23 protein-coding genes are annotated in these 25,063 nt (G+C 75.8%); 17 read left to right on the top strand and 6 right to left on the bottom strand.

Annotated elements, in window-relative coordinates; all coding sequences use genetic code 11:
• Window positions 1-19: 19 nt before the first annotated feature.
• From ACI782_RS21310 to ACI782_RS21295, 4 genes are all read right to left on the bottom strand, one after another.
• The gene (locus ACI782_RS21310) at window positions 20-1,150 is read right to left on the bottom strand and encodes a uroporphyrinogen-III synthase (protein ID WP_456912096.1); all 1,131 of its coding nucleotides are present in this window, start codon (window positions 1,148-1,150) and stop codon (window positions 20-22) included.
• Between the two features lie 47 nt (window positions 1,151-1,197).
• A complete protein-coding gene (locus ACI782_RS21305) occupies window positions 1,198-2,682 on the bottom strand; it encodes a PP2C family protein-serine/threonine phosphatase (RefSeq protein ID WP_456912095.1) in 1,485 nt (494 codons plus the stop codon).
• Window positions 2,682-3,413 carry a GAF domain-containing protein gene (locus ACI782_RS21300; protein WP_456912094.1) on the bottom strand — a complete coding sequence of 244 codons (732 nt, stop codon included), beginning with the start codon at window positions 3,411-3,413 and terminating at the stop codon, window positions 2,682-2,684. Before ACI782_RS21300 ends, ACI782_RS21305 begins: the two co-directional genes overlap by 1 nt.
• Before the next feature lie 67 nt (window positions 3,414-3,480).
• Window positions 3,481-4,056 carry a uridine kinase family protein gene (locus ACI782_RS21295; RefSeq protein WP_456912093.1) on the bottom strand — a complete coding sequence of 192 codons (576 nt, stop codon included), beginning with the start codon at window positions 4,054-4,056 and terminating at the stop codon, window positions 3,481-3,483.
• Between the two features lie 65 nt (window positions 4,057-4,121).
• Between ACI782_RS21295 and ACI782_RS21290 the strand changes: the two genes are divergently transcribed.
• From ACI782_RS21290 to ACI782_RS21270, 5 genes are all read left to right on the top strand, one after another.
• Window positions 4,122-4,619, top strand: coding sequence for a PH domain-containing protein (locus ACI782_RS21290; protein ID WP_456912092.1), 498 nt, complete (start codon window positions 4,122-4,124; stop codon window positions 4,617-4,619).
• Window positions 4,620-4,944: 325 nt separating this feature from the next.
• Entirely contained in the window at window positions 4,945-5,511 is a 567-nt protein-coding gene (gene infC, locus ACI782_RS21285; protein ID WP_456912118.1) for a translation initiation factor IF-3, read from the top strand.
• A 177-nt stretch (window positions 5,512-5,688) separates the two neighbouring features.
• Window positions 5,689-5,883 carry a 50S ribosomal protein L35 gene (rpmI, locus tag ACI782_RS21280; protein WP_456912091.1) on the top strand — a complete coding sequence of 65 codons (195 nt, stop codon included), beginning with the start codon at window positions 5,689-5,691 and terminating at the stop codon, window positions 5,881-5,883.
• A 34-nt stretch (window positions 5,884-5,917) separates the two neighbouring features.
• Window positions 5,918-6,301 carry a 50S ribosomal protein L20 gene (gene rplT, locus ACI782_RS21275; protein ID WP_456912090.1) on the top strand — a complete coding sequence of 128 codons (384 nt, stop codon included), beginning with the start codon at window positions 5,918-5,920 and terminating at the stop codon, window positions 6,299-6,301.
• A 164-nt stretch (window positions 6,302-6,465) separates the two neighbouring features.
• The gene (locus tag ACI782_RS21270; RefSeq protein ID WP_456912089.1) at window positions 6,466-7,254 is read left to right on the top strand and encodes a TrmH family RNA methyltransferase; all 789 of its coding nucleotides are present in this window, start codon (window positions 6,466-6,468) and stop codon (window positions 7,252-7,254) included.
• Between the two features lie 37 nt (window positions 7,255-7,291).
• Here ACI782_RS21270 and ACI782_RS21265 read toward each other — a convergent pair whose 3' ends face one another.
• Window positions 7,292-9,535 carry an EAL domain-containing protein gene (locus ACI782_RS21265; RefSeq protein ID WP_456912088.1) on the bottom strand — a complete coding sequence of 748 codons (2,244 nt, stop codon included), beginning with the start codon at window positions 9,533-9,535 and terminating at the stop codon, window positions 7,292-7,294.
• Between the two features lie 70 nt (window positions 9,536-9,605).
• The gene (locus tag ACI782_RS21260) at window positions 9,606-10,445 is read right to left on the bottom strand and encodes an EamA family transporter (RefSeq protein ID WP_456912087.1); all 840 of its coding nucleotides are present in this window, start codon (window positions 10,443-10,445) and stop codon (window positions 9,606-9,608) included.
• A 246-nt stretch (window positions 10,446-10,691) separates the two neighbouring features.
• Between ACI782_RS21260 and pheS the strand changes: the two genes are divergently transcribed.
• The 12 genes from pheS to tyrS all read left to right on the top strand — a co-directional run bounded on the left by pheS (window position 10,692) and on the right by tyrS (window position 24,636).
• A complete protein-coding gene (gene pheS / locus ACI782_RS21255; protein ID WP_456912086.1) occupies window positions 10,692-11,774 on the top strand; it encodes a phenylalanine--tRNA ligase subunit alpha in 1,083 nt (360 codons plus the stop codon).
• Window positions 11,775-11,805: 31 nt separating this feature from the next.
• A complete protein-coding gene (gene pheT / locus ACI782_RS21250; RefSeq protein WP_456912085.1) occupies window positions 11,806-14,268 on the top strand; it encodes a phenylalanine--tRNA ligase subunit beta in 2,463 nt (820 codons plus the stop codon).
• Entirely contained in the window at window positions 14,261-15,139 is an 879-nt protein-coding gene (locus tag ACI782_RS21245) for an SDR family NAD(P)-dependent oxidoreductase (RefSeq protein WP_456912084.1), read from the top strand. The genes pheT and ACI782_RS21245 overlap by 8 nt, the downstream gene beginning before the upstream one ends.
• 161 nt (window positions 15,140-15,300) lie before the next feature.
• Window positions 15,301-16,341: an N-acetyl-gamma-glutamyl-phosphate reductase gene (argC, locus tag ACI782_RS21240; protein ID WP_456912083.1), complete on the top strand. Its 1,041-nt coding sequence runs from the start codon at window positions 15,301-15,303 to the stop codon at window positions 16,339-16,341.
• The gene (gene argJ / locus ACI782_RS21235) at window positions 16,338-17,489 is read left to right on the top strand and encodes a bifunctional glutamate N-acetyltransferase/amino-acid acetyltransferase ArgJ (RefSeq protein ID WP_456912082.1); all 1,152 of its coding nucleotides are present in this window, start codon (window positions 16,338-16,340) and stop codon (window positions 17,487-17,489) included. Before argC ends, argJ begins: the two co-directional genes overlap by 4 nt.
• A gap of 23 nt (window positions 17,490-17,512) precedes the next feature.
• The gene (gene argB / locus ACI782_RS21230; RefSeq protein WP_456912081.1) at window positions 17,513-18,532 is read left to right on the top strand and encodes an acetylglutamate kinase; all 1,020 of its coding nucleotides are present in this window, start codon (window positions 17,513-17,515) and stop codon (window positions 18,530-18,532) included.
• Complete coding sequence (locus ACI782_RS21225; protein WP_456912080.1) at window positions 18,529-19,716, top strand: acetylornithine transaminase; 1,188 nt, start codon at window positions 18,529-18,531, stop codon at window positions 19,714-19,716. Before argB ends, ACI782_RS21225 begins: the two co-directional genes overlap by 4 nt.
• Window positions 19,713-20,654 (top strand): ornithine carbamoyltransferase, encoded by a 942-nt coding sequence (gene argF / locus ACI782_RS21220; protein ID WP_456912079.1) that lies wholly within the window; start codon window positions 19,713-19,715, stop codon window positions 20,652-20,654. Before ACI782_RS21225 ends, argF begins: the two co-directional genes overlap by 4 nt.
• Before the next feature lie 8 nt (window positions 20,655-20,662).
• Window positions 20,663-21,187 (top strand): arginine repressor, encoded by a 525-nt coding sequence (locus tag ACI782_RS21215; protein WP_456912078.1) that lies wholly within the window; start codon window positions 20,663-20,665, stop codon window positions 21,185-21,187.
• A complete protein-coding gene (argH, locus tag ACI782_RS21210; protein WP_456912077.1) occupies window positions 21,184-22,620 on the top strand; it encodes an argininosuccinate lyase in 1,437 nt (478 codons plus the stop codon). Before ACI782_RS21215 ends, argH begins: the two co-directional genes overlap by 4 nt.
• 2 nt (window positions 22,621-22,622) lie before the next feature.
• Window positions 22,623-23,279, top strand: coding sequence for a DNA-3-methyladenine glycosylase (locus ACI782_RS21205; RefSeq protein ID WP_456912076.1), 657 nt, complete (start codon window positions 22,623-22,625; stop codon window positions 23,277-23,279).
• A 73-nt stretch (window positions 23,280-23,352) separates the two neighbouring features.
• On the top strand, window positions 23,353-24,636 hold the full coding sequence (gene tyrS, locus ACI782_RS21200) for a tyrosine--tRNA ligase (RefSeq protein ID WP_456912075.1): 1,284 nt from the start codon (window positions 23,353-23,355) through the stop codon (window positions 24,634-24,636).
• The last annotated feature ends 427 nt before the right edge of the window (window positions 24,637-25,063 follow it).

Here is a 25,063-nt window from a genome sequence, read left to right as displayed (position 1 = left end):
TCGGCCGGAGGCCGACAGATCACAGGGTCTTCAGGCGGTAGCCGCGCTTGACGACGGTGTCGACCAGCGGGACGCCCAGCGCGGCGCGCAGCCGGGTCACCGCCATCTCCACCGCGTGCCCGTCGCCGCCGCCGGGCAGCACCCGCACCAGCTCGGACCGGGACAGCACCGTTCCCGGCCGGGCGGCCAGGGCCCGCAGTACCGCCATCGGGCCGGGTGCGAGTTCCACCAGCCGCCCGTCGACGACGGCGGCGGAGCCGCGCACCTGGAGGTCGTGCTCGCCCACCCGCAGCACCGGGTCGCGCTCGGGCAGCCGGGCCACCACCTCGCGGGCGAGCGCGCCCAGCCGCGAGCGGTCCGGCTGCACCGACGGGATCCCGGCGGCGTCCAGCGGCCCGGCGGTCACCGGACCGACGGCGACCGGCAGGACGCCGCCGGTCAGCGCGGCCACCAGCTCGGCCCGCTGGCCCAGCTCGTCGGCGACCGACAGCAGGCTGGCCGCGGCCGGCGCGCTGGTGAAGGTCACCGCGTCGACGCCGCGGGCCACGATCGTGCCGACCAGCCGGCGCACCGGCGCGACGTCCTCGGGCAGCACCCATCGGTAGACCGGCACCGTCAGCACCTCGGCCCCGCCGGCGCGCAGCGCCTCGACGAAGTCCGGCAGCGGGTCACCGTGCAGCTGGACGGCGATCCGGCGGCCCTCCAGCGGCCCCTCGGCGCCCGACAGCAGGTGCTCGAGGACCTCCGCCGAGGACTCCGACGCCGGCGACCACGCGTCGACCAGCCCGCCGCCGCGGATGGCGCCGCGCGCCTTGGGACCGCGGGCCAGCACCCGGCTCGAGCGCAGGTGCTCCACCAGCGGCAGGTCCCAGGCGTCGGCGGCCTCGAGCCAGCCGCGGAACCCCACGCCCGTGGTGGCCACCACGAGGTCGACCGGCCGCTCCAGCACCGCGGTGGTGGCGGCCACGAGCTCGGCGTCGTCGGCCAGAGGCACGATCCGGATCGCCGGGGCGTAGACGACCCGCGCACCGCGCCGCTCGAGCAGCGCACCGAGCTCCTCCCGGCGGCGGGCGGCGGTCACGGCCACCGTGTAGCCCGCCAGGGGCAGCGGCTCGGCCGCGGGCGCGAGGGCGGGCTGGCTGTCCGTCACCTCCCCATGGTGCGGGGTGGTCGTTGCGGTCGTGTGACGGGCTCCCATCAGCGCGGCCGGACGACCGGTGAGGCGACGTTCGGGGGCAGCCACCGGGCCAGCAGCACGGTGGCGTCGTCCTGCAGCAACCCGCCCTGGTGGTCGAGCACGGCGTGCACGAGCCGCCGCGCGGTCTCCGGGGGCGGCTGGCCACCGGCGATCTGCCGGGTGAGGAAGTCGGCCAGCCGGTCCTCGCCGAACCAGGCGCCGGCCGCGTCGCGCGCCTCGGTCACGCCGTCGGTGTGCAGGGCCAGCCAGTCCCCGGGCTGCAGCGCCTCCTCCCCGACGGTGAGCTCCCCGGCGCCCAGGCCGAAGGGCACCCGCCGACCGCCGGCGAGTCGCTTGACCACCTTCCCCGTCCGCAGCAGCAGCGGGGGCGGGTGGCCGGCGTTGACGTAGCGCAGCCGCCCGCTGGCGACGTCGAGCTCGGCCAGCACCCCGGTGACGAAGGCGCTGCCCGGGAAGGTCTCGGCGAGGACCTCGTCGACGACGCGGGCCTGGTCGAACAGGCCGCGGCCGTCCCGGCGGGTGCTGCGGTAGGCCGAGAGGGCCGCGGCGGCCAGCAGCCCGGCCGGCAGACCGTGGCCCATGGCGTCGAGGATCGCCAGCGACACGGTGTCCTCCGACAGCGCGTAGTCGAAGGCGTCCCCGCCCACCTCGTAGGCCGGCTCCAGCACGCCGGCGAGGACGAAGGCGTCGCTGGCCGCCGTCAGCGACGGCAGCTGCTGCCACAGGAGCTCCGCCGACGGCGAGCGGGCCCGTGTCCGCCGCGTCGTCTCCAGCGCGTCGCCGTACGGGCCCATCGCGGCGACCAGGTGGCCGACCAGGCCGGCGAGCCACCGGAACTCGTCCCGCGCGGCCGGGTCGTGGAGGTCGACCTCCGAGGCGACGCACACCTCGAGGACGCCGATCCGGTCGGCGCCGTCCAGGATCGGCACCCACAGGCGGCGTCCCCCGCGTCCCTCCGAGGGCAGCGGCCGCGCCGACTGGAACACCCGGCCGGGCAGCGTCCCGTCGATGGCCAGGGACTCGCCCCGCGGTGTGCCCGGCGGGGTGAGCGGCCACAGCCGCCGCTGCTCGTGGTCGGCCACGTGCACGGTGACCTCCACGCCCATCCGGTGTCCGGCCTCCACCACCAGCGCACCCAGCCGGTCCGGCGGCGTGGCGCGGGCGGCCTCCACCAGGTGCAGCAGCGCCGCGAACGGCCCGCTGGTGGGCCGGCGGGGGCGGATGGAAGAGCTGTAGGGGACCCGCCGCTGGGTGAACAGCTCGTCGAGGCGCTCGTTGACCGCGTGCGCCAGCACGTTGCGCTCGGCGACCGGCAGCGGCACCAGCCCCTCCAGGTGGGCCTCGAGCTCCAGGAGGTCGGCGTTGCCGCCGAGGGAGAAGTAGCGGGTCCACAGCTGTTCGAGCGTGAGGTCGGTCAGCTCCACGGCCGACCGCAGCGCCCGGCGGTGCTCCTCCTCGGAGGGGACCTGCCCGGGCCCGGCCATCAGCGTCTCCGGCGGACGGCGGAGTCCACGACGGCGCGCGCCACCTGCGGCAGCGTGCCGTTCTCCTCGCCGCACCGGGCGACGAGCATCCCGAAGGCGACGTCCTCGCCGACGCCGTGCCGGGCCATCAGCACTCCCTTGGCGGTGCTCACCAGGTCGCGGCTGCCGATGGCCTGCCGCAGTCCCTCGCTGAGCCGCCGGGCCCGCTCGTGGGTCTGCACGTTGGCGACGAGGATCGCCGCCTGCGCGGCGAACACGGTCAGCAGCCGCTCGCTGGAGTCGCCGAACGTCCCCGGCCGCTCGGCGTAGACCTTGATCGCGCCCAGCGAGGTGTCCCCGGCCACCAGCGGGGCGCTCATCGCCGCACGCAGTCCGAGCGGTGCGACCGCGGTGGACCACCGCGGCCAGCGCCCGTCGGTCGCCAGGTCGTCGACGCGGACCAGCCGCCGTCCGGCGGTGGCGGCCAGACAGGGGCCCTCGTCCAGCTCGTACTGGAGGCCGTCGGCCTGCTCGACCCGGGTGTCGGTCGACCCCGAGCTGCGACGGCCGCGCTCGTCGATGATCGAGACACCCGCGCCGACCGCGCCGGGCACGGTGTCCAGCGCCAGCGAGCCGACCAGGCCGAGGGCGGTCGCCACCGTCTCCTCGGACAGCAGCAGTCCCGACATCCGCGCGAAGACGGCCGACAGCTCGTCGGCGAGGGGCAGGTCGAGGGAACGGTCCTGGTGCACAGCAGCCCATCCGGCCGGGCTGCGCGACTCCGCCGTTGCTTGGACGGGTCTGCAGCTCGTCCCCAGTCTAGTCGGTCCCCGGCCCCCCGACCGGCCGCGACGCGGTCCCGTCCACGCGGACGTCGGCCCGCTCCCGGGTCCGTTCGGCGGCGAACAGGGCCGCCTCGGTGCGCTGCCAGCACCGCCACTCGGGCTCCAGCGTGACGCCGTCACGGGCCAGCCCCCGGGCCAGGCGCACCTCCGGCGGCGCCTCCACCCAGATCCGCAGCACCGCCCAGGGGTCGGCCGCGCGCGGACAGCTGCCGCAGCCCTCGACCACCAGGACGTCGGACGACGGCACGGGGATGGGGGAGCGGTCGAAGCGGCCGGCTCCCCAGTCGTAGCGGTGGTAGGCGCCCGGCTGCCCGGCGGCGAGCGGGCGCAGCACGCCGGCGGCCAGCCGCGCGAAGGCACCGGTCGTCGTCCAGCCGGCGTAGAGGTCGTCCATGTGGACCACCGGCGCGCCCAGACGGTCGGCCAGCGCGCCGGCCAGCGTCGTCTTGCCCGACCCGGCCGGCCCGTCCACGCAGACCAGCCGGGTGCGGCCCAGCCGGGGCGCCGCCGCGCGCACCCGGGCGGCGAGCACGACGGCGGGGTCCTCCACGGCGGGCACTCTGCCAGCCCGCGCGGGGGCGCACCCCGGGCCACGGCGGGACGCGGCCTGGGAGCATGGGGGGCGTGCCGCCGTCCGCGCCTCCGCCGCCCGTCTCCGCCGTCCCGCGCCGGTGGCGGCTGCTGTGTGCCCTGGTCGCTCTGGTGGTCGTCGCCGTCATGACCTACGTCGGCGTCACTCTGACAGCCGACGTGTCCGGGGTGATCACCTACACCGCCGTCGACCAGGTCGCCGTCGTCGGGCTGGGGCTGGTCGCCGGCGCCGGGATCCTCGCGCTGGGCCGCATGCGGGTGGACGCCGACGCCGCAGGCCTCCGGGTGCGCAACCTGTTCGGCGGGCGCGAGGTCCCGTGGACGGCGGTCCGGGCGATCCGGTTCGACACGCGCTTCAAGTGGGCGACCGTGCTGCTGACCAACGACGACGAGTTCGCCGTCCTGGCCCTGCAGGGGGCCGACGGGGAGCGGGCCGCGGCCGCGGTCGAGGGGCTGCGCGCCCTGCTCGCCCACGCTCGCGCGCAGGAGCCGGCGCAGCCGCCGCTGCTGTACGACGAGTGACCGGCGCACCCCGGGAATGACCAGGACGCTCGCGGCGCTGTAGCATGTACGTGCCTCCCCGCTACACCGAGGCGCGCGAACCACCCAGCGGCCCTGCCCCGGGCCGCTGACCAAGAGGAGCCCGCTCCCACCTGGCGTCGTCCAGACGCCCAGGTCCCCGGATCGCGGTGGACCGGCCTGCTGGCCGGTCGGCCGCGGCGCGCGAGCCTGCGAGCTCGCGCACCCCGGAGAGTGGGCCCCGTGAGCACGACGCTCGCGGGGCCTTCGTCTTCTCCGGCATCCGGTCGGGTGCGACTCCTCGCCGGGCAAGAGCAGAGGAGAGGCCATCACCGAGCCCCGCATCAACGACCGTATCCGCGTCCCCGAGGTCCGCCTGGTCGGGCCCGAGGGTGAGCAGGTCGGCATCGTGCCGATCGGCGAGGCGCTGCGCCTGGCCCAGGACGCCGAGCTCGACCTCGTCGAGGTCGCGCCGATGGCCCGGCCGCCGGTCGCCAAGCTGATGGACTACGGGAAGTTCAAGTACGAGTCCGCCCAGAAGGCCCGCGAGGCCCGGCGGAACCAGGCGCTCACCGTCATCAAGGAGATGCGGCTGCGCCTGAAGATCGACCCGCACGACTACGAGACCAAGAAGGGCCACGTCGAGCGCTTCCTCCGGAGCGGCGACAAGGTCAAGATCACCGTGATGTTCCGTGGCCGGGAGCAGTCCCGGCCGGAGATGGGCTACCGGCTCCTGCAGCGGCTGGCCGCCGACGTCGCCGAGCTCGGCGTCGTCGAGTCCAACCCCAAGCAGGACGGCCGGAACATGGTCATGGTGATCGCTCCGCACCGGAACCAGCAGGCGCAGCAGTCCCAGGGCGGCCGCCGGCAGGCGAAGGGCGACCAGTCGGCCTAGGAGCAGGCGCCCAGCGCCTGAGGAAGGACCCTCCTGCCCCCCGCCACTCGCAGACTCGCGGCGGGACCCTGCAGGAGGGCCGAGGACCGCAGGACCGCACCACCGAGACGGCCGGCGCCGTCACGGCAGCTCGACGCTGCCGTGCGGCGCCGACACACACGAACGAGGACCGAGGACATGCCGAAGCAGAAGACCCACAAGGGCACCGCGAAGCGGATTCGCGTGACGGGCAGCGGGAAGCTCATGCGTGAGCAGGCCAACAACCAGCACAAGTTCGAGCACAAGTCCTCGCGCCGCAAGCGTCGGCTGGACCAGGACCAGGTCCTGTCCCCGGCCGACCACAAGAACATGAAGAAGCTGCTGGGCATCTGAGCCCCTGCCGTAACGAGAAGACAGGAGCCCTTCCGTGGCACGCGTCAAGCGGGCGGTCAACGCCCAGAAGAAGCGCCGGACGACCCTCGAGGCGGCCAGCGGCTACCGCGGTCAGCGTTCGCGCCTGTACCGCAAGGCCAAGGAGCAGATCCTCCACTCGGCCACCTACAACTACCGCGACCGCAAGGTGCGCAAGGGTGATTTCCGCAAGCTCTGGATCACCCGCATCAACGCCGCGGCCCGGCAGAACGACATGACCTACAACCGGTTCATGCAGGGCCTGAAGCTGGCCGGCATCGAGCTCGACCGCCGCGTGCTGGCGGAGCTGGCCGTCAACGAGCCCACCGCCTTCGCCGCCCTGGTGGAGACGGCACGAGCCGCCGTGGCCGCTGGCCCGGCCGGCGGTCAGGCCGCCTGAGGAAGGACCCTCCCTGCCCCCCGCCCCTCGCCAGATCGCGGCGGGTCCCTGCAGGAGGGCCGTTCCAGCACCCTCACCCGACGCCGTCGGTGCCCGGTCCCCGCGACCGGCACCGGCGGCGTCGGTCTGTGTGGGGCTGATCCCGACGTGAGGGAGGAGGACGAGTGGAGCCGCTGACCGAGCGGTCCACGCGGGTCGCGGTCGCGCGCAAGCTCACCCGGCGGGCCGGCCGGGACGCCGCCGGCCTGTTCCTCGCCGAGGGGCGGCAGGCCGTCGCCGAGGCCCTCGCCGACCCGGCCGGGGTGCGCGAGGTGTTCGTCACCGGGGCGGCCGCGGCGGCGCACGCCGACCTGCTGGCCGGGACGCCGGTGCCCGTGCGGTCGGTGACGGAGAAGGCCGCCGCGTCGCTGTCGGAGACGGTCACCCCGCAGGGGCTGGTCGCCGTCTGCACGCTGCGCGACGTGCCGGCCGACGCCGTGGTGGCCGACCCGCCGCCCCTGACCGTCGCGCTGGCGGAGCTCGCCGACCCGGGCAACGCCGGCACCGTGCTGCGCACCGCCGACGCGTGCGGCGCCGGCGCGGTCGTCTTCGGGGCGGGCTCGGCCGACCCCTACGGCGGGAAGGCGGTGCGCTCCAGCGCGGGCAGTCTCTTCCACGTCGACGTCGTCCGCCGGGCGCCCCTGCCCGATCTGCTGCCCAGGCTGCAGGCCGCCGGCGCCACCGTCCTCGCCGCGGACGGCGGGGGCGAGGCCGCCCTCGACGAGGTCGCCGCCGCCGGCCGGCTGGCCGGGCCGGTCGTGTGGCTGTTCGGCAACGAGGCCCGCGGCGTGCCGGCCGAGCTGGCCGCGCTCGCCGACGCACGGGTGCGGATCCCGATGCGCGGCCGGGCCGAGAGCCTCAACCTCGCCGCCGCCGCGGCGATCTGCCTCTACACGACCCAGCTCTCGCAGTAGAGAGGCGCCGCTCTCTCGCAGGGGAGAGGCACCGCGCTCAGCCCTCCCCCGCGGCCGCCGTCGTCGGTCGCTCGTACCGGCGCAGGGCGGCCGTCCGGAGCAGCTCGGCGAAGTCCGCGCCGTCCTCGGGGAAGACGCTCACGCCCACCCGGACCCCGGCCGGCAGCTCCGCGCCGTCCAGCGGCACCGGCCCGTGCACGGCCGCCAGCAGCTCGCCGGCGATCCGGCGCGCCTCGACGCCGGCGGTCCGCGGGTCCAGCTCGCGCAGCGCCACCACCAGCTCGTGCCCGCCGAGCCGGCCGACCAGGTCGCGGCGGCGCAGCACGGCCCGCACCCGCTGGGCGACGGCGCACAGCAGGTCGTCCCCGGCGCCGTGGCCCCACACGTTGGTGGCCGCGATGACGCCGTCGACGTCGACGAGGACCAGGGCGAGCGCGTCGTCGCCGGCGCGGGCGCTCCAGATCGCGGTCTCCACCTCGTCGGCCAGCCGCCGCCGGTCCGGCAGGCCGGTCAGCGGGTCGGTGCCGGCCAGCTCCTCGAGCCGGGCGCGGTAGCCGGAGGCGCGATCACGCTCCCGGGCCAGTGCCCGCTCGGCCTCGACCCGGGCGGTGACGTCGACCTGGACGCCGATGTACTGCGCGACCTCGCCGTCCGGCCCGGGGACCGGGGTCACGTGCAGCTCGTTCCACCACGGCGTCCGCTCGGGCCCGCGGTGGTTGAGCACGGTCACCCGCCACTCCTCGCCCGCGGCGATCGCCCGGCGCACCTCGGTGACCGCGACCGGGTCGGTGTCCGGGCCCTGCAGGAAGCGGCAGTTGCGGCCCAGCACCTCCTCCCGGGGCAGGCCCGCGAGCCGCTCGAAGGCCGGGTTGACGTAGACCAGCGGCTGGTCGGGCAGCCGGACGTCGACGATCGAGACCCCGCTGGGCGTGGCCTCCAGCGCCCGGTGCAGCAGCGCGTGGGCCGCGGGCAGGACGGAGGGCACCGCCGCCGGGAGCGGCACCGCCCGGACGGGTGCGGCCGGGCGGGCACCGCTGCGGGGCGCCACCCGGGCCAGCAGGGCGGCGGCGGCCCGGACGACGGTGTCGCGGTCGTAGGTCAGGGCGTAGGCGAACCGCCGCTCCTCGTCGGGGCCCTCGTCGCCGAGGTCGCGGGCGAGCAGCGCCGCGGCGAAGTGCGGACCGAGGACGGCGACGTCCCACTCGCCGCGGACGGGGTCGGCGGGGTCGAGCGGGGCCCGGCGCAGGCCGGGCAGGGGCTCGACCGGCAGGTCCTCGCCGAGGGTGCAGACGAACCCGGTCCGCTCCACGAGGTCGCGGTAGCGCTGCGTGGTCGACGGCGTGAAGTGGCGGGCCTCCTGGAAGGTCGCGGCGACGACCGAGGCCGGGCCGAGGCGCAGCGCCTCCCGCTCCAGCTGCTTGGACAGCTCGATCAGCAGCGCCTTGGGCGCCTGCCGCAGCCGGGCGCCGTCCGGGAGGCAGGCGAAGGGCGAGACGGCGGCGTCCTCGGTGACGGTGTCCGGCCGCCGCGAGGGCAGCGCCAGCGCCGCCGTCGGCGCGCCGGGCACCGGGCCGGGGCCGGGCCGGCCGAACAGCCAACCCTGGCCGAGGGTCGCACCCAGCGCCCGGGCCATCGCCAGCTGCGCAGCGTCCTCGATGCCCTCGGCGAGCACGACGGCGCCGGTGCGCTCGGCGTGCGCGTTGACCGCGTTCATGATCTCGGCGATCACCGGGCTCGGCCGCTCCTGCACCAGCCGCAGGTCGAGCTTGACCACGTCGGGGCGCAGCAGCGGCATGAACGCCAGCGAGAGGGGCTCGGCGCCCACGTCGTCCACCGCGACGCCCCAGCCCACCTCCCGCACCCGCTCGACGGTGCGCAGCAGCTCCGCGGGCCGGGCGGCCAGCGCCCGCTCGGTGATCTCCAGGACCACCCGCAGCCCGCCCGGCGCCGCCGACGCGATGCCGAGCAGCTCCTCCATCGGCGCGCGGTCGAGCACTTCGGGCTCGACGTTGACGAACAGGGTGAGCGGGGCGGTCAGTCCCTGCGCCACCGCGCCGCGCAGTGCCGCGGTGCGGCAGGCGGCGTCGAGCTCGGCCAGCAGGCCGGCCGCGCGGGCGGCGGCGAAGAGGGCGTCGGGCCGCTCCAGCGGTCCCTCCGGGCCCCGCGCGAGTGCCTCGTACGCGACGACGCGACCGGTCTCGAGGTCGACGATGGGCTGGAAGACGCTGCGGACGGCGTCCCGCCGCAGCACGTCGTGGAGCTGGGTCGAGGAGGTTCCCACGCACTCGTGTTCGGACGCGGCGGTCTCGAGGACGAGCCGGGAACGCCGCCGCTCATCCCATCGGAGGAGGTCAGGCGGGCAGCGCGATGAGCACGACCGCCACGCCGGCCGCCGCGAGGCCGGCGACCTGGGTGCGGGCCAGCCGCTCCCGGAGCACGACCTGGGCGAGGACGACGGTGCTCACCGGGTACAGGGAGGCGAGCACGCCGGTGATGGCCAGCTGCCCCTGCTGCGTGGCGAGCAGGAACAGCGCGTTGGCCGCCATGTCGCCGACGCCGGCCACCAGGACGATGGGCAGCGCGCTGCGGGGCATGCGCAGCGACCGGCCGGCGACCAGCGCGAGGACGACGACCAGCGCCACCGAGACCACCCGCGCGGCGACCAGCGGGCTCAGCTCGGCGGCCTCCCGCGTGCGGTCGAGCAGCACGAAGAACAGGCCGAACCCCGCGCCGGCGGCCAGGGCCGGCACCAGGCTGGCGGGGCGGGCGCGGCGCAGCGAGCCCAGGCCCTCCTCGGCGGCCACCAGGACGACGGCGACCAGCGCGAGCACGATGCCGAGGACCGCCCACCAGGGCATCCGCTCGCCGAGCGCCAGGCCGCCGAGCACCGGCAGCGCGGCCGCCGACACCGCCGTCACCGGGGCGACGACGCTCATCACGCCGCCGGCCAGCGCCCGGTAGAACAGGACCAGCCCGGCGGCCCCGGCCACGCCGGCGGTCGCACCCCAGAGCAGGTCGGCGGGCGTGGGCTCCCCGCCGAGCCAGGGCAGCAGGAGCAGCAGCGCGGTCAGCCCTGCGGCCTGCGACAGCGCGACGACGGCGAACGCGGTCGCCCGCCGGGTGGCCAGCCCCCCGAGGAAGTCGGCCATCCCGTAGACCACCGCGCTGGCCAGCGCCAGCAGCACCGCCACAGCAGACCCCCGCCCCGGCACGCCCGGTGCGCACCCCGTCCCCGGTTCTAGCACCCGCCCGGCGACCGGCCCCGCGCCGCGAGCAGGTCGGCAGTCGCGCTGCGGGATCTGGCACCTCTCCGGCGAGATCGCCGATGTCGCCCGCAGGCGCGCACCCGTCGGGGCGAGATCGCCGATCTCGTCCGTCCCGCGGACCCGGCAAACCCGTGCGCGGGGCGGCGGCAGCGGCGGGCAGAATGGCCTCCCGTGTCTGGCGCCAACGACCCCTACGACCCCAAGCAGGTCGCCGCCCTCTCCGCCGAGGCCCTCGAGACCGCCGTCGCCGAGGCCCGGAAGGCGTTCGCGGAGGCCGGCGACCTCGCGGAGCTCGCCGCCGTCCGGCCGGCCCACCTCGGCGACCGGGCGCCGGTGCTGCTCGCCCGCCGCGAGCTGGGCGCGCTGCCCCCGGCCGCGCGGTCGGACGCCGGCAAGCGGGTCAATGCCGCCCGGGTCGCCGTCACCGAGGCCTACGCCGCCCGCCTCGCCGAGCTCGAGGCCGAGCGCGACGCCCGGGTGCTGGCCGAGGAGCGGGTCGACGTCACGCTGCCCTGGGACCGCACCCCCCGCGGTGCCCGGCACCCGCTGACCACGCTCACCGAGCGGATCACCGACGTCTTCGTCGGGATGGGCTACGAGGTCGCCGACGGCCCGGAGGTCGAGGCGGAGTGGCTGAACTTCGACGCGCTCAACATCGGCCGCGACCACCCGGCGCGCACGATGATGGACACCTTCTTCATCGCGGGTGGGCGGGACCAGGACGAGGACTCCGGCCTGGTGCTGCGCACGCACACCAGCCCGGTGCAGGCCCGCACGATGCTCTCGCGCACCCCCCCGATCTACGTCGTCGCGCCGGGCCGCGTCTACCGGACCGACGAGCTCGACGCGACGCACACCCCGGTCTTCCACCAGATCGAGGGCCTGGCCGTCGACCGGGGGCTGACCATGGCCCACCTGCGCGGCACCCTCGACCAGCTGGCGCGCACGCTGTTCGGCGCGGACGCGGTCACCCGCTGGCGGCCGTCGTACTTCCCGTTCACCGAGCCGTCGGCGGAGTTCGACGTCTGGTTCCCCGAGCACCGTGACGGCCCGCGCTGGGTCGAGTGGGGCGGCTGCGGGATGGTCAACCCGCGGGTGCTGGTGGCCTGCGGCGTCGACCCCGACGAGTACAGCGGCTTCGCCTTCGGCCTGGGCATCGAGCGCGGCCTGATGTTCCGGTCGGGGATCACCGACATGCGCGACATGGTCGAGGGCGACGTCCGGTTCACCACGGCGTTCGGGGCCGAGCAGTGAGCACGACCGACGAGATCAGGACGGAGCAGCAGTGAGGGTCCCCATCGGCTGGCTGGCCGAGCACGTCGACCTCCCCGGGGGGATCCCCGTCGAGGACCTCGACACCGCCTTCGTGCGGCTCGGCCTCGAGGTGGAGGCGGTCCACCGGCCCGAGGAGGTCAGCGGCCCGCTCGTCGTCGGGCGGGTGCTGGAGGTCGAGGAGCTGACCGGCTTCAAGAAGCCGATCCGCTTCTGCCAGGTCGACGTCGGGGAGGGCGAGCCCCGGGGCATCGTCTGCGGGGCCACCAACTTCGCCGCCGGGGACGCCGTCGTCGTCGCGCTGCCCGGCGCCGTCCTGCCCGGCGGCTTCGCGATCGCCTCGCGGAAGACCTACGACCGCGTCTCGGACGGGATGATCTGCTCGGTCCGCGAGCTCGGCATCGGCGAGGACCACGCCGGGATCCTGGTGCTCGGGGACGACGCCCCCGCGCCCGGCACCCCGGCCGGCCCGGTCGTCGGGCTGGACGACGTCGTCATCGAGCTGGCCGTCACCCCGGACCGCGGCTACTGCCTGTCCATGCGCGGCATCGCCCGCGAGATGGGCACCGGCCTGGGCGTGGACTGGCGCGACCCGGGTGCGGCCACCCCGCCGGCCTGGTCGGGCGAGCCGGCCTGGCAGGTCGCCGTCGCGGACGCCGACCGCTGCGACCGGTTCTCGATGATCGCGCTCGAGGGCCTGGACCCGACCGCGCCCACGCCGTGGTGGATGCGCCGCCGACTGGCGCAGTCCGCCGTCCGCAGCATCTCGCTGGCCGTCGACGTCACCAACTACGTGATGCTCGAGCTCGGCCAGCCGATGCACGCCTTCGACTGCGACCGGGTCAGCGGCCCGATCGGGGTGCGCCGCGCGCGGACGGGGGAGCGGCTGACCACCCTCGACGGCGTCGACCGGGCGCTGGACCCCGACGACCTGCTGATCACCGACGACTCCGGGCCGATCGGCCTGGCGGCGGTCATGGGCGGGGCGTCCACCGAGATCGGCGACGGCACCACGAACGTGCTGCTCGAGGCCGCCCACTGGGAGCCGACCGGCGTGGCGCGCACCGCCCGCCGGCACCGGCTGCCCAGCGAGGCGGCCAAGCGCTTCGAGCGCGGCGTCGACCCGGAGATGACCATGGTGGCGCTGGCCCGCGCCGCGGCGCTGCTCGGCGAGTACGGCGGGGCGAAGGTCGTCGGCACGCCGGTGGACGTCGACACCCGCGGTCCCCGGCCGACCATCTCCCTGGACGCCGCCCTGCCCGGCCGGGTCGCGGGCGTGCCCTACCCGCCGGCCCAGGTCGTCGAGCTGCTGGCCACGGTCGGCTGCTCCGTCGACGGGGACGCCGGGTCGCTCGCGGTCACCCCGCCGTCCTGGCGCCCCGACCTCACCGATCCGGCCGACCTGGTCGAGGAGGTCGTCCGGCTGGCCGGCTACGACGACGTCCCGTCGGTGCTGCCCACCGCGCCACCCGGCCGTGGGCTCACCGAGACCCAGCGCCGCCGCCGCGCGATCGGCCGCACCCTCGCCGAGGCCGGGTACGTCGAGGCGCCGTCCTACCCGTTCGTCGGGACCGCCGTCCTCGACGCCCTGGGGCTGGCCGAGGACGACCCGCGCCGCGAGGTCGTGCTGGTCCGCAACCCGCTGTCGGAAGAGGAGCCGGCGCTGCGCACCACGCTGCTGCCGGGCCTGCTGGCCGCCCTGGCCCGCAACCTCTCCCGCGGCCGGCGCGACGTCGCGCTGTTCGAGCACGGCGCGGTGTTCCCGGGCGGGGTCCGCACGCCCGCGCCGCTGCCCGGGGTCGACCGCCGTCCGGACGACGAGACCCTCGCCGTTCTGCTCGGCGCGGTGCCCGCCCAGCCCTGGCACGTCGGCGTGGCGCTGGCGGGCAACCGCGAGCCGCGCGGCTGGTGGGGGCCCGGCCGTCCGGCGGGCTGGGCCGACGCGGTGGAGGCCGCGCGCCGGGTGGCGGCGGCCGCGGGCGTCGAGCTGACCGTGCGGGCGGGGGAGCGGGCGCCCTGGCACCCGGGCCGCTGCGCCGAGCTGCTGGTCGGCGACCGGGTCGTCGGCCACGCCGGCGAGCTGCACCCGCGGGTGTGCGCCGCGCTGGACCTGCCGGCCCGCACGTCGGTGATGGAGCTCGACGTCGACGCGCTGCCGCAGGCCCCGGTGCCGGTCGGCCCGCGGATCTCGACCTTCCCGCCGGTGCTGGTCGACGTCGCCCTCGTGGTCCGCGACGAGGTGGCCGCCGCCGAGGTGGACGCCGCCCTGCGGGAGGGCGCCGGCGAGCTGCTGGAGTCGCTGCGGCTGTTCGACGTCTACACCGGCCCGCCGGTGCCGGCCGGGTCCCGCTCGCTGGCGTACGCGCTGACCCTGCGGGCGGCCGACCGCACGCTGACCAGCGAGGAGGCCACCGCGGTGCGCGACGCGGCGGTCGCGGCCGCCGCCGCGCGGACCGGCGCCGAGCTCCGTGCCTGACGAAGGAGCCCCTGCCCCCCGCCACTCGCCGGCTCGCGGCGGGACCCTGCAGGGGGCCGACGGGGGCGCTGCACTCACGGGCCAGGTCGCGCTGGTCACCGGGGCCTCCTCCGGCATCGGCCGGCACCTCGCGCGGGGGCTGGCCGAGCGCGGCGCGGCGGTGGCCGGGCTCGCGCGCAACGGCGAGCGGCTGGCCGCGGCGATGGACGAGGTCGCCGCGGCCACCGGGGCCCGCACGCTCGCCGTGGCCGCCGACGTCACCGACCGGACGGCGGTGGACGACGCCGTCGCGCGGGTCCGGGAGGAGCTCGGCCCGGTCGACCTGCTGGTCAACAACGCCGGTGTCATCGACGCCGCCGAGGAGCCGCTCTGGGAGGCCGACCCCGACCAGTGGTGGTCGGTCGTGGAGAGCCACGTCCGCGGGGCCTTCCTGCTCTGCCGCGCGGTGGTGCCGTGGATGGTGCTGCGCAACCGCGGGCGGGTGGTCGACCTGGCCAGCGGCATGAGTCTGCGCGCCCGCCCGGAGTACTCGGCCTACTCGGTGGCCAAGACCGGGCTGATGCGGCTCACCGAGGCGCTGGCCGGGGCGCTGGAGGGGACCGACGTCCGCGTCTTCGACGTGGCGCCGGGCGTCGTCGACACCCCGATGACCCGCGCGATGCCGATGTGGCGGGGGTTCACCGCCTGGACGCCGCCGGAGCAGGTGGTCGACCTGGTCACCGCGATCGCCGGCGGGGAGCTCGACGCGTGGTCGGGCCGCTTCCTGCGCGCCGGCGTGGACGAGCCCGCCGTCCTCCGCGCGACCACCCCGGACGACGCCGCCCGGCAGCTCCGCCTGCGTCCCTACGGCGACGGCGACCCGCTGGCCTGACCGGTCCCCACCCGCGTCGCGGGCCGCCCCGTCCGCTCCGGCGCAGTCGTGCTATGCGTCCCCTGCGCACGCAGAGCACGACCGCGCTGGGGTGATGTGTGCGCGTGCGGCAGCGACAAAGCCGATGAACGGTCATGCATGGTCGTGTATGGTCATGCAGCGTGAGCACAGGGCAGACGTGGACGGTCGGGGTCACCGGCGCCACCGGGTACGCGGGGGGAGAGGTGTGCCGGCTGCTGGCCGGGCACCCGAGCCTGCGGTTGGCCGGGGTGCACGCCAGTTCCAGCGCCGGCCGACGCCTCGGTGAGCTGCAGCCCCACCTGCTGCCCTACGCCGACCTCGAGGTGCGGCCCAGCGGCCCGGCCGACCTCGCCGGCTACGACGTCGTCGTCCTGGCGCTGCCGCACGGGGAGTCGGCCGCGATCGCCGCGCAGCTGCCCGAGGACACCCTCGTCATCGACTGCGGCGCCGACCACCGGCTCAACGACCCGGCGGCCTGGGCCCGCTGGTACGGCGGCGAGCACGCCGGCTCCTGGCCGTACGGCCTGCCGGAGCTGCCCGGGCAGCGGGAGCAGCTCACGGGTGCCCGGCGGATCGCCGTGCCCGGCTGCTACCCGACCTCGGTCACCCTCGCGGTGGCGCCCGCGCTGGCCGCCGGGCTGGTCGAGCCCGACGTCGTCGTGGTCGCCGCCAGCGGCACCTCCGGCGCAGGCAAGTCGCCCAAGCCGCACCTGCTGGGCAGCGAGGTCATGGGCTCGGTGAGCGCCTACGGCGTCGGCGGCGTGCACCGGCACACGCCCGAGATGGTGCAGAACCTCTCGCAGGCCGCCGGCAGCCCGGTGACCGTCAGCTTCACCCCGACGCTCGTGCCGATGAGCCGGGGCATCCTCGCCACGTGCTCGGCGCCGCTGACGCCGGGCACGGACGCCGCCACGGCCCGGGCCGCGTACGAGAAGGCCTACGCCGACGAGCCGTTCGTGCACCTGCTCCCGGAGGGGCAGTGGCCGACGACGGCGCAGGTCCTCGGGGCCAACACCGTCGCGCTGCAGGTCGCGGTCGACCCCGACGCCGGCCGGCTGGTCGTCGTCGCCGCGGTCGACAACCTGACCAAGGGCACCGGGGGAGCGGCGATCCAGTGCGCCAACCTCGCCCTCGGCCTGCCGGAGACCACCGGCCTCCCCGTGGTGGGGGTGGCCCCGTGACGGTCACCGCCCCGCAGGGCTTCCGGGCCGCCGGTGTCGCGGCCGGCCTCAAGAGCACCGGCGCGAACGACGTCGCCCTCGTCGTCAACGACGGCCCGGACGACGCCGCGGCCGCCGTCTTCACGACCAACCGCTTCCCGGCCGCGCCGGTGCAGTGGAGCCGGCAGGTCCTCGCCACCGGCCGGGTGCAGGCGGTCGCCCTCAACTCCGGCGGTGCCAACGCCTGCACCGGGGCCGAGGGCTTCCAGGACACCCACGCCACCGCCGAGCACGTCGCCGCGGAACTCGGCATCGGCGCGATCGACGTCGCTGTCGCCTCCACCGGGCTGATCGGCGTCCGGCTGCCGATGGAGAAGCTGACCGCCGGGGTCACCGCCGCCGCGAAGGCGCTCCGCGCCGACGGCGGCCAGGACGCCGCGCTGGCGATCATGACCACCGACAGCGTCCCGAAGACGACGGTGCAGGCCCGCGACGGCTGGACCGTCGGCGGCATGGCCAAGGGCGCCGGCATGCTCGCCCCCAGCCTGGCCACGATGCTCGTGGTCCTCACCACCGACGCCGTCGTCCCGGCCGACGTCCTGCAGACGGCGCTGAAGCAGGCCACCGGCGTGAGCTTCGAGCGGGTCGACTCCGACGGCTGCCTGTCGACCAACGACACGGTGCTCGTGATGGCCAGCGGCGCCAGCGGGGTCACGCCGTCCGCGGAGGAGGTCGCCGAGGCGCTCACCGCCGCGGCCACCGACCTGGCGATGCAGCTGCTGGCCGACGCGGAGGGCTCGACCAAGGACATCGCGATCACCGTCCGCAACGCCGCGAGCGTCGAGGACGCCCTCACCGCCGGCCGGGCCTGCGCGCGCAACAACCTGCTGAAGACGGCGCTGTTCGGCAACGACCCCAACTGGGGCCGGGTGCTCGCCGCGATCGGCACCACCGACGCGGCGTTCGAGCCCGACCGGGTCGACGTGACCATCAACGGCGTGACCGTCTGCCGCGGCGGCGCGATCGGCGACCCGCGCGAGGGGGTGGACCTCACCGGCCGCGCGATCACCATCGACGTCGACCTGAGGGCGGGTACGGAACAGGCGACGATCTGGACCAACGACCTGTCCATCGCCTACGTCCACGAGAACTCGGCGTACTCCACATGAGCCACAGCGAGCCGGAACCCCACGTGAGCACCGCGCACGACCCGGACGCGCAGGACCCCACCCCGCCCGACGTCCGGGTCGACGAACTGCGGCCCCCGAGGAAGGTCGGCACCCGCCGGGTCATGCGCACCTACGACCCCGAGGGCGACCGGCGCAAGGTCGCCGTCCTCACCGGCGCGCTGCCGTGGCTCAAGGAGTTCCACGGCAACGTGGTCGTCGTGAAGTACGGCGGGCACGCCATGGTCGACGAGGAGTGCCGGCGCGCCTTCGCCGAGGACATGGTGTTCCTGCGGACGTGCGGCATCCACCCGGTCGTCGTCCACGGCGGCGGCCCGCAGATCACCGAGATGCTCGGGCGGCTCGGCATCGAGAGCGAGTTCCGCGGCGGGCTGCGGGTCACCACGCCCGAGACGATCGACGTCGTCCGGATGGTGCTGACGGGCCAGGTCACCCCCGAGGTGGTCGGGCTCATCAACCAGCACGGCCCGCTGGCGGTCGGCCTGTCGGGGGAGGACGGCGGGCTGTTCACCGCCGCCCGCACGCACGCGCTCGTCGACGGCCGGCCGGTGGACGTCGGCCTGGTCGGCGACGTCGTCGCGGTCGACCCCACGCCGGTCACCGCGCTGCTCGAGTCCGGGCACATCCCGGTGGTCGCCACCGTCGCCCCGGACGCGGACGGCGTCGTGCACAACGTCAATGCCGACACCGCCGCGGCCGCGCTGGCCGTCGCGCTCGGCGCGGTCAAGCTCGTCGTCCTCACCGACGTCGAGGGGCTCTACGCCGACTGGCCCGACCGGGACTCGCTGGTCCAGCAGATCGACGCCGCCGAGCTGGTCGAGATCCTGCCCACGCTGGACGCCGGGATGATCCCGAAGATGACCGCCTGCCTGCGGGCGGTCAACGGCGGGGTGAACCGCGCGACCGTCGTCGACGGCCGGTCGCCGCACGCCCTGCTGCTGGAGATGTTCACCACCGAGGGCACCGGGACGATGGTCGTCCCAGCCGCACCCTCGGACACGGCGCACCGGGAGGAGCCGGCATGACCCGCACGGAGGAGCTGGCCACCCGCTGGTCGGCCGTGATGATGAGCAACTACAAGACCCCGCCGGTCGCGCTCGCGCGCGGCGCCGGGGCCACCGTCTGGGACGTCGACGGCCGCGAGTACACCGACCTGCTCGGCGGCATCGCCACGACGATCCTCGGGCACGCCCACCCGAAGGTCGTCGAGGCGGTCACGAAGCAGGTGCAGACCCTCGGGCACGTCTCCAACCTGGCGATGCACGAGCCCGGCGTGGCCCTCGCGGAGCGGCTGCTCGAGCTGGCCGGCCGGCCCGGGCGGGTGTTCTTCTGCAACTCCGGCGCCGAGGCCAACGAGGCCGCGTTCAAGATCAGCCGGCTGACCGGCCGGACCGAGGTGGTCACCGCGGAGGGCTCCTTCCACGGCCGGACGATGGGCGCGCTCGCCCTCACCGGCCAGCCGGGCAAGGCCGACGCGTTCGCCCCGCTGCCCGGCGGCGTCCGGTTCGTGCCCTACGGGGACGCCGGCGCGCTGGCCGGCGCCGTCTCCGAGCGGACGGCGATGGTGCTGCTCGAGCCGATGCTGGGGGAGGGCGGCGTGCTGCCCGCGCCCGCCGGCTACCTGCCGGCCGCGGCGGAGACCGCGCGGGCCGCCGGGGCGCTGTTCGCCGTCGACGAGGTGCAGACCGGCACCGGCCGCACCGGGCACTGGTTCGCGCACCAGGCCGACGGGCTGCAGCCCGACGTGGTCACGCTGGCCAAGGCGATCGGCGGCGGGCTGCCGCTCGGCGCCACGCTCGCCTTCGGGCCGGCCGCCGAGCTGATGACCGCCGGCTCGCACGGCTCCACCTTCGGCGGCAACCCGATCGCCGCCGCGGCCGCGCTGGCCGTGCTGGACACCATCCGCGACGAGGGACTGCTGGAGCGGGCCAAGGAGCTCGAGCACCGGTTCACCGCCGGCATCGAGGGGCTGGGCCACACCGGGATCAGCGGCGTCCGGGGCGGGGGCGCGCTGCTGGGCGTCGTCCTGACCGCGCCGGTCGCCGGTGCCCTGGAGGCGGCCCTGCGGGACGCCGGCTTCCTCACCAACGCCGTCGCCCCCGACGTGCTGCGGCTGGCGCCGTCCCTGGTGCTGACCGACGCGCAGGTCGACGCCTTCGTGGCGGCCCTTCCCGCCGCGCTGGACACCGCTCTGGAGACTGCACCGTGACCCGGCACTTCCTCAAGGACGACGACCTCACGCCGGCCGAGCAGGCCGAGGTCCTCGCACTGGCGGCCGAGCTGAAGCGGACGCGCCACACCGCCGAGGCGCCCACCCCGCTGGTCGCGCCCAACGGCGTCCCGCGGGCCGTGGCGGTGCTGTTCGACAAGCCCTCCACCCGCACCCGGGTGTCGTTCTCCGTCGGCGTCGCGGAGCTCGGCGGCTACCCGCTCGTCATCGACGCGGGCTCCAGCCAGCTGGGCCGCGGCGAGCCGGTCGAGGACACCACCCGCGTGCTGGACCGGCAGGTCGCCGCGATCGTGTGGCGCACCTTCGGTCAGGACCGCATCGAGGCGATGGCCTCGGTCAGTCGGGTGCCGGTGGTCAACGCGCTCACCGACGAGTACCACCCGTGCCAGATCCTCGCCGACCTGCAGACGATCGCCGAGCGCCGGGGCACCCTGGCCGGGCTGACGCTGACCTACCTCGGCGACGGCGCCAACAACATGGCGCACTCGTACCTGCTCGGCGGCGCCACCGCCGGCATGCACGTCCGGATCGGCTCCCCGGAGGCGTTCCAGCCCTCCAAGGAGGTGCTGGAGCGCTCTGAGGAGGTCGCGGCGCAGACCGGCGGCTCGGTCCGCTGGACCGCCGACGCCGCGGCCGCGGCCGACGGCGCCGACGTCCTGGTCACCGACACCTGGGTGTCGATGGGGCAGGAGGACGAGTACGACGCCCGCGTCGCGCCGTTCCTGCCCTACGCGCTGGACGAGGCAGCCCTGGCCCGGGCCGCGGACGACGCGGTCGTGCTGCACTGCCTGCCCGCCTACCGCGGCAAGGAGATCGCCGCCGCGGTGATCGACGGGCCGCAGAGCGCCGTGTGGGACGAGGCGGAGAACCGGCTGCACGCCCAGAAGGCGCTGCTCACCTGGCTGCTGTCGCGATGACCGGCGCCGTGACCCGCTCCGCCCGCCAGGCCCGCATCCGCGCTCTGATCGAGGCCCAGCCAGTCACGTCGCAGTCCCAGCTCGCCGGTCTGCTCGCCGAGTCGGGCATCGAGGTGACCCAGGCCACGCTCTCTCGCGACCTCGAGGACCTCGGTGCGGTCAAGCTCCGCGGCTCGGACGGCGCCCCGGCGTCCTACGTGCTGCCGCCGGAGAACGCCCCGCTGCGGCCGGCGCAGACCGCGCCGGCCCGGTTGACCCGGCTGCTGGCCGACCTGGTCACCAGCGCCGAGGGCAGCGCCAACCTCGCCGTCCTGCGCACACCGCCGGGCGCCGCGCAGTTCCTCGCCTCCGCGCTGGACAAGGTCGGCCTCCCCGACGTCCTCGGCACGATCGCGGGGGACGACACTCTGCTCGTCGTCTCCCGCGACCCCGACGGCGGCCCGGCCCTCGCCGACCGCCTGCGCGCGCTCGCCGCGCGCTCGCCCGCCGTCTACCCCGAACTGCAGTCGGACCTGGAGGAAGACCAACCGTGACCTCGGCACCCTCGGGCACCCGGCTGTGGGGCGGCCGCTTCGGCGGCGGCCCCTCGCCGGCCATGGCGGCGCTGTCCAAGTCGACCCACTTCGACTGGAAGCTGGCGCCGTTCGACCTGGCCGGCTCCCGGGCGCACGCGCGGGTGCTGCACCGGGCGGGGCTGCTCACCGACGACGAGCTGCAGCAGATGCTGCGGGCGCTCACCGAGCTGTCCAACGAGGTCGAGGCGGGCACCTTCGTCGCGCTCGAGGCCGACGAGGACGTCCACGAGGCGCTCGAGCGCGGGCTGTCGGCCAAGCTCGGCCCGCTGGGCGGCAAGCTGCGCGCCGGCCGCAGCCGCAACGACCAGATCGCCACCGACCTGCGGCTGTACCTGCGCCACCACGTCCGCACCCTGGTCGGCGAGCTGGCCTCGCTGGAGTACGCGCTGGTCGGCCTCGCCGAGCGGTACGCCGACGTCGCCGCGCCCGGCATGACCCACCTCCAGCACGCCCAGCCGGTGCTCGTCGCCCACCAGCTGCTCGCCCACGCGCACGCGCTCTCCCGCGACGTCGACCGGCTGCGCGACTGGGACCGGCGGACAGCGGTCAGCCCCTACGGCTCCGGCGCCCTGGCCGGCTCCTCGCTGCCGCTGGACCCGGACGCCGTCGCCGCCGAGCTCGGCTTCGACCGCGCCTCGGACAACTCGATCGACGGCGTCAGCGACCGCGACTTCGCCGCCGAGTTCTGCTTCGCCGCCGCCCTGATCGGCGTCCACCTCTCCCGGCTGGGGGAGGAGGTCGTGCTCTGGACGTCGACGGAGTTCGGCTGGGCCCGGCTCGACGACGCCTGGGCGACCGGGTCGTCGATCATGCCGCAGAAGAAGAACCCCGACATCGCCGAGCTGGCCCGCGGCAAGTCCGGCCGGTTCGTCGGCAACCTCACCGGGCTGCTCACCGTGCTCAAGGGGCTCCCGCTGGCCTACGACCGCGACCTGCAGGAGGACAAGGAGCCGGTCTTCGACTCCATGGAGCAGCTGCTCCTGCTCCTGCCGGCGGTCACCGGGATGGTCGCCACCCTCACCCTGCGCCCGGAGGTCCTCGAGGCCGCGGCGCCGCAGGGCTTCGCCCTGGCCACCGACGTCGCGGAGTGGCTGGTCCGTCAGGGGGTGCCGTTCCGCTCGGCGCACGAGATCAGCGGCGAGATGGTCGCGTTCTGCGAGGGCGCCGGCCTGGAGCTCGACGAGCTGGACGACGACCAGCTGGCCGGCATCGACGAGCGCCTGACCCCCGAGGTCCGGTCGGTGCTGTCGGTGCGCGGCGCCCTGGCCGCCCGCAGCGCCCGCGGCGGGACGGCGCCCGAGCGGGTCGCCGAGCAGCTGACCGCGCTGGCCGAGCTGGCGCGGCGGCACACCGAGTGGGCGTCGTCCTCACCCGTGGCGGCGGCCCTCTGAGCGTGCCCTCGGACGGCGGGCCCGGCCCGCTCCTCACCCCGGAGGAGCTGCTCGGGGCGGCCGACGTCGTCGCCCCCACCCTGCTCGGCTGCTGGCTGGTCACCGACCGCCCCGAGGGGCGGGTGGGCCTGCGGCTCACCGAGGTGGAGGCCTACGCCGGCAACGGCACGGATCCGGCGGCGCACTCGCACCGCGGGCCCACGCCCCGGGCGGCGATCATGTTCGGCCCGCCCGGCCGGCTCTACGTGTACTTCAGCTACGGCGTCCACTGGTGCGCCAACGTCGTCGTCGGCCCCGAGGGGCACGGCTCGGCGGTGCTGCTGCGGGCGGGGGACGTCGTCGTGGGGGAGGAGCTGGCGCGCGCCCGCCGTCCCGCCGCCCGGACGGCGCGGGACCTCGCCCGCGGCCCGGCCCGGCTCACCCAGGCCCTGGCCATCGGGCCGGAGGACAAGGAGGCCGACCTGCTGTCCCCGGACAGCCCGGTCCGGCTGCACCGCGGGACGCCGCCCGCCGCGGTCTCGACGGGACCGCGCGTCGGCATCAGCGTCGCGACCGAGCTGCCCTGGCGGTTCTGGGAGACCGGCGCCGGCTCGGTGAGCGTCTTCCGGCCGGGGGGTCGGCCCCGCCCGGGGGTCGCGAGGCGGGATCGACGGTCGTGACCGAGCTCGCGAGGACACGCGGGGGCACAGCACCCCCGGCACGGGTACGACGAGCGCCAGCGAGGATGTACCCGTGACCGACGTGATCGACGAGCTGCACCGCCGTGGGCTGATCGCCCAGAGCACCGACGAGGACGCGCTGCGCGCCCACCTCGCCGAGGGGCCGGTCGCCTACTACGCCGGCTTCGACCCGACCGCCCCCAGCCTGCACGTCGGCCACCTGCTCCAGTTCATGGTGCTGCGGGCCCTGCAGCGGGCCGGGCACCAGCCCGTCGTCCTCGTGGGCGGGGCCACCGGCCTCATCGGCGACCCGCGGCCCTCGGCGGAGCGCCAGCTCAACGACCGCAGCACGGTGGCCGCGTGGGTGGACCGCATCCGCGAGCAGGTGGCGCCCTTCCTCGAGGTCCCCGCCGAGACGGAGGGACTGAAGGGCCCGGTCTACGTGGACAACCTGGAGTGGACCGCACCCGTCTCCGCGATCGACTTCCTGCGCGACCTCGGCAAGCACTTCCGGGTCAGCCAGATGCTGGCCAAGGAGGCGGTGTCGGCGCGACTCAACTCCGAGGCCGGCATCAGCTACACCGAGTTCAGCTACCAGATCCTGCAGGCCAACGACTACCGTGAGCTGTTCCGCCGGCACGGGGTGACGCTGCAGACGGGTGGCTCCGACCAGTGGGGCAACCTCACCGCCGGCATCGACCTCGTCCGCCGCACCGAGGGTGCCCGGGTGCACGCCCTGTCCACCCCGCTGGTCACGAAGTCCGACGGCACGAAGTTCGGCAAGTCCGAGGGCGGTGCCGTCTGGCTCGACCCGACGCTCACCTCGCCGTACGCGTTCTTCCAGTTCTGGCTCAACGCCGAGGACGCCGACGCCCGCGCCTGGCTGCCGCTGTACTCAGAGCGCCCGGCCGAGGAGGTCGAGGCCCTGGTCGCCGAGAGCGTGGAACGCCCGGCCGCACGGACGGCGCAGCGGGCCCTGGCCGAGGAGCTGACCCTCCTCGTCCACGGCCCGGACGAGCTGCGGCAGGCCGAGGCGGCCGGCCGCGCCCTGTTCGGCCGCGAGGACCTCGCCGCCCTCGGGCCGGAGACGCTGGGTGCGGCCCTGCGGGAGGCGGGTTCGGTGACCGTGGACGGCGAGACGCCGACGATCGCCCACCTCCTCCAGCAGACCGGACTGGTCAGCAGCCTCTCCGAGGCCAGGCGCACGGTGAAGGAGGGCGGGGCGTACCTGAACAACGAGCGGGTCACCGACGCCGACGCCGCGCCGGGGGAGGAGACCTGGCTGCCCGGAGGATGGCTGGTCCTCCGCCGCGGCAAGCGCTCGGTGGCCGGCGTGCACCGTCCGACGGCGTCCTGACCTGCGTGTGAACACCGTGTGACGGACGGGTCTCGGCCGGGTGTCTGGCGTCACCGCCCGTCGGTTTGACACCGGCATCCCACGCACGTAACTTTCTCTCTGCGCCCGGCGAGACCGGAGCGGGAGACGGGACCGAGTCCCGGAGCCCCGCCGGTCAGACCGGGTGCCGATCGCTCAGTAGTCGGGCGAGCCACGGGAGAGCATCCCGGGGACTCCGGTCGAACTGGGTGACGCCGCTCCGCGCAGGACGGCCAGGGTCACAGACCCCGGGCTTGACAGTCGCGACGGGCGGCGTAACGTGGAAAAGCCGCCAGGAGCGAGGGCCCGTGAGGCCGGGTTTCCTGCGCGTCCGCTCCTTGAGAACTCAACAGCGTGCCGAAAGTCAGTGCCAAGTAACAACCCCTTTGTGGGTTTCTTTGGGTTGATG

The organism is Geodermatophilus sp. SYSU D00703, assembly GCF_054050155.1.
Note: the sequence above shows the minus strand (reverse complement) of the source record. Positions and strands in the feature narration are given on the sequence as shown.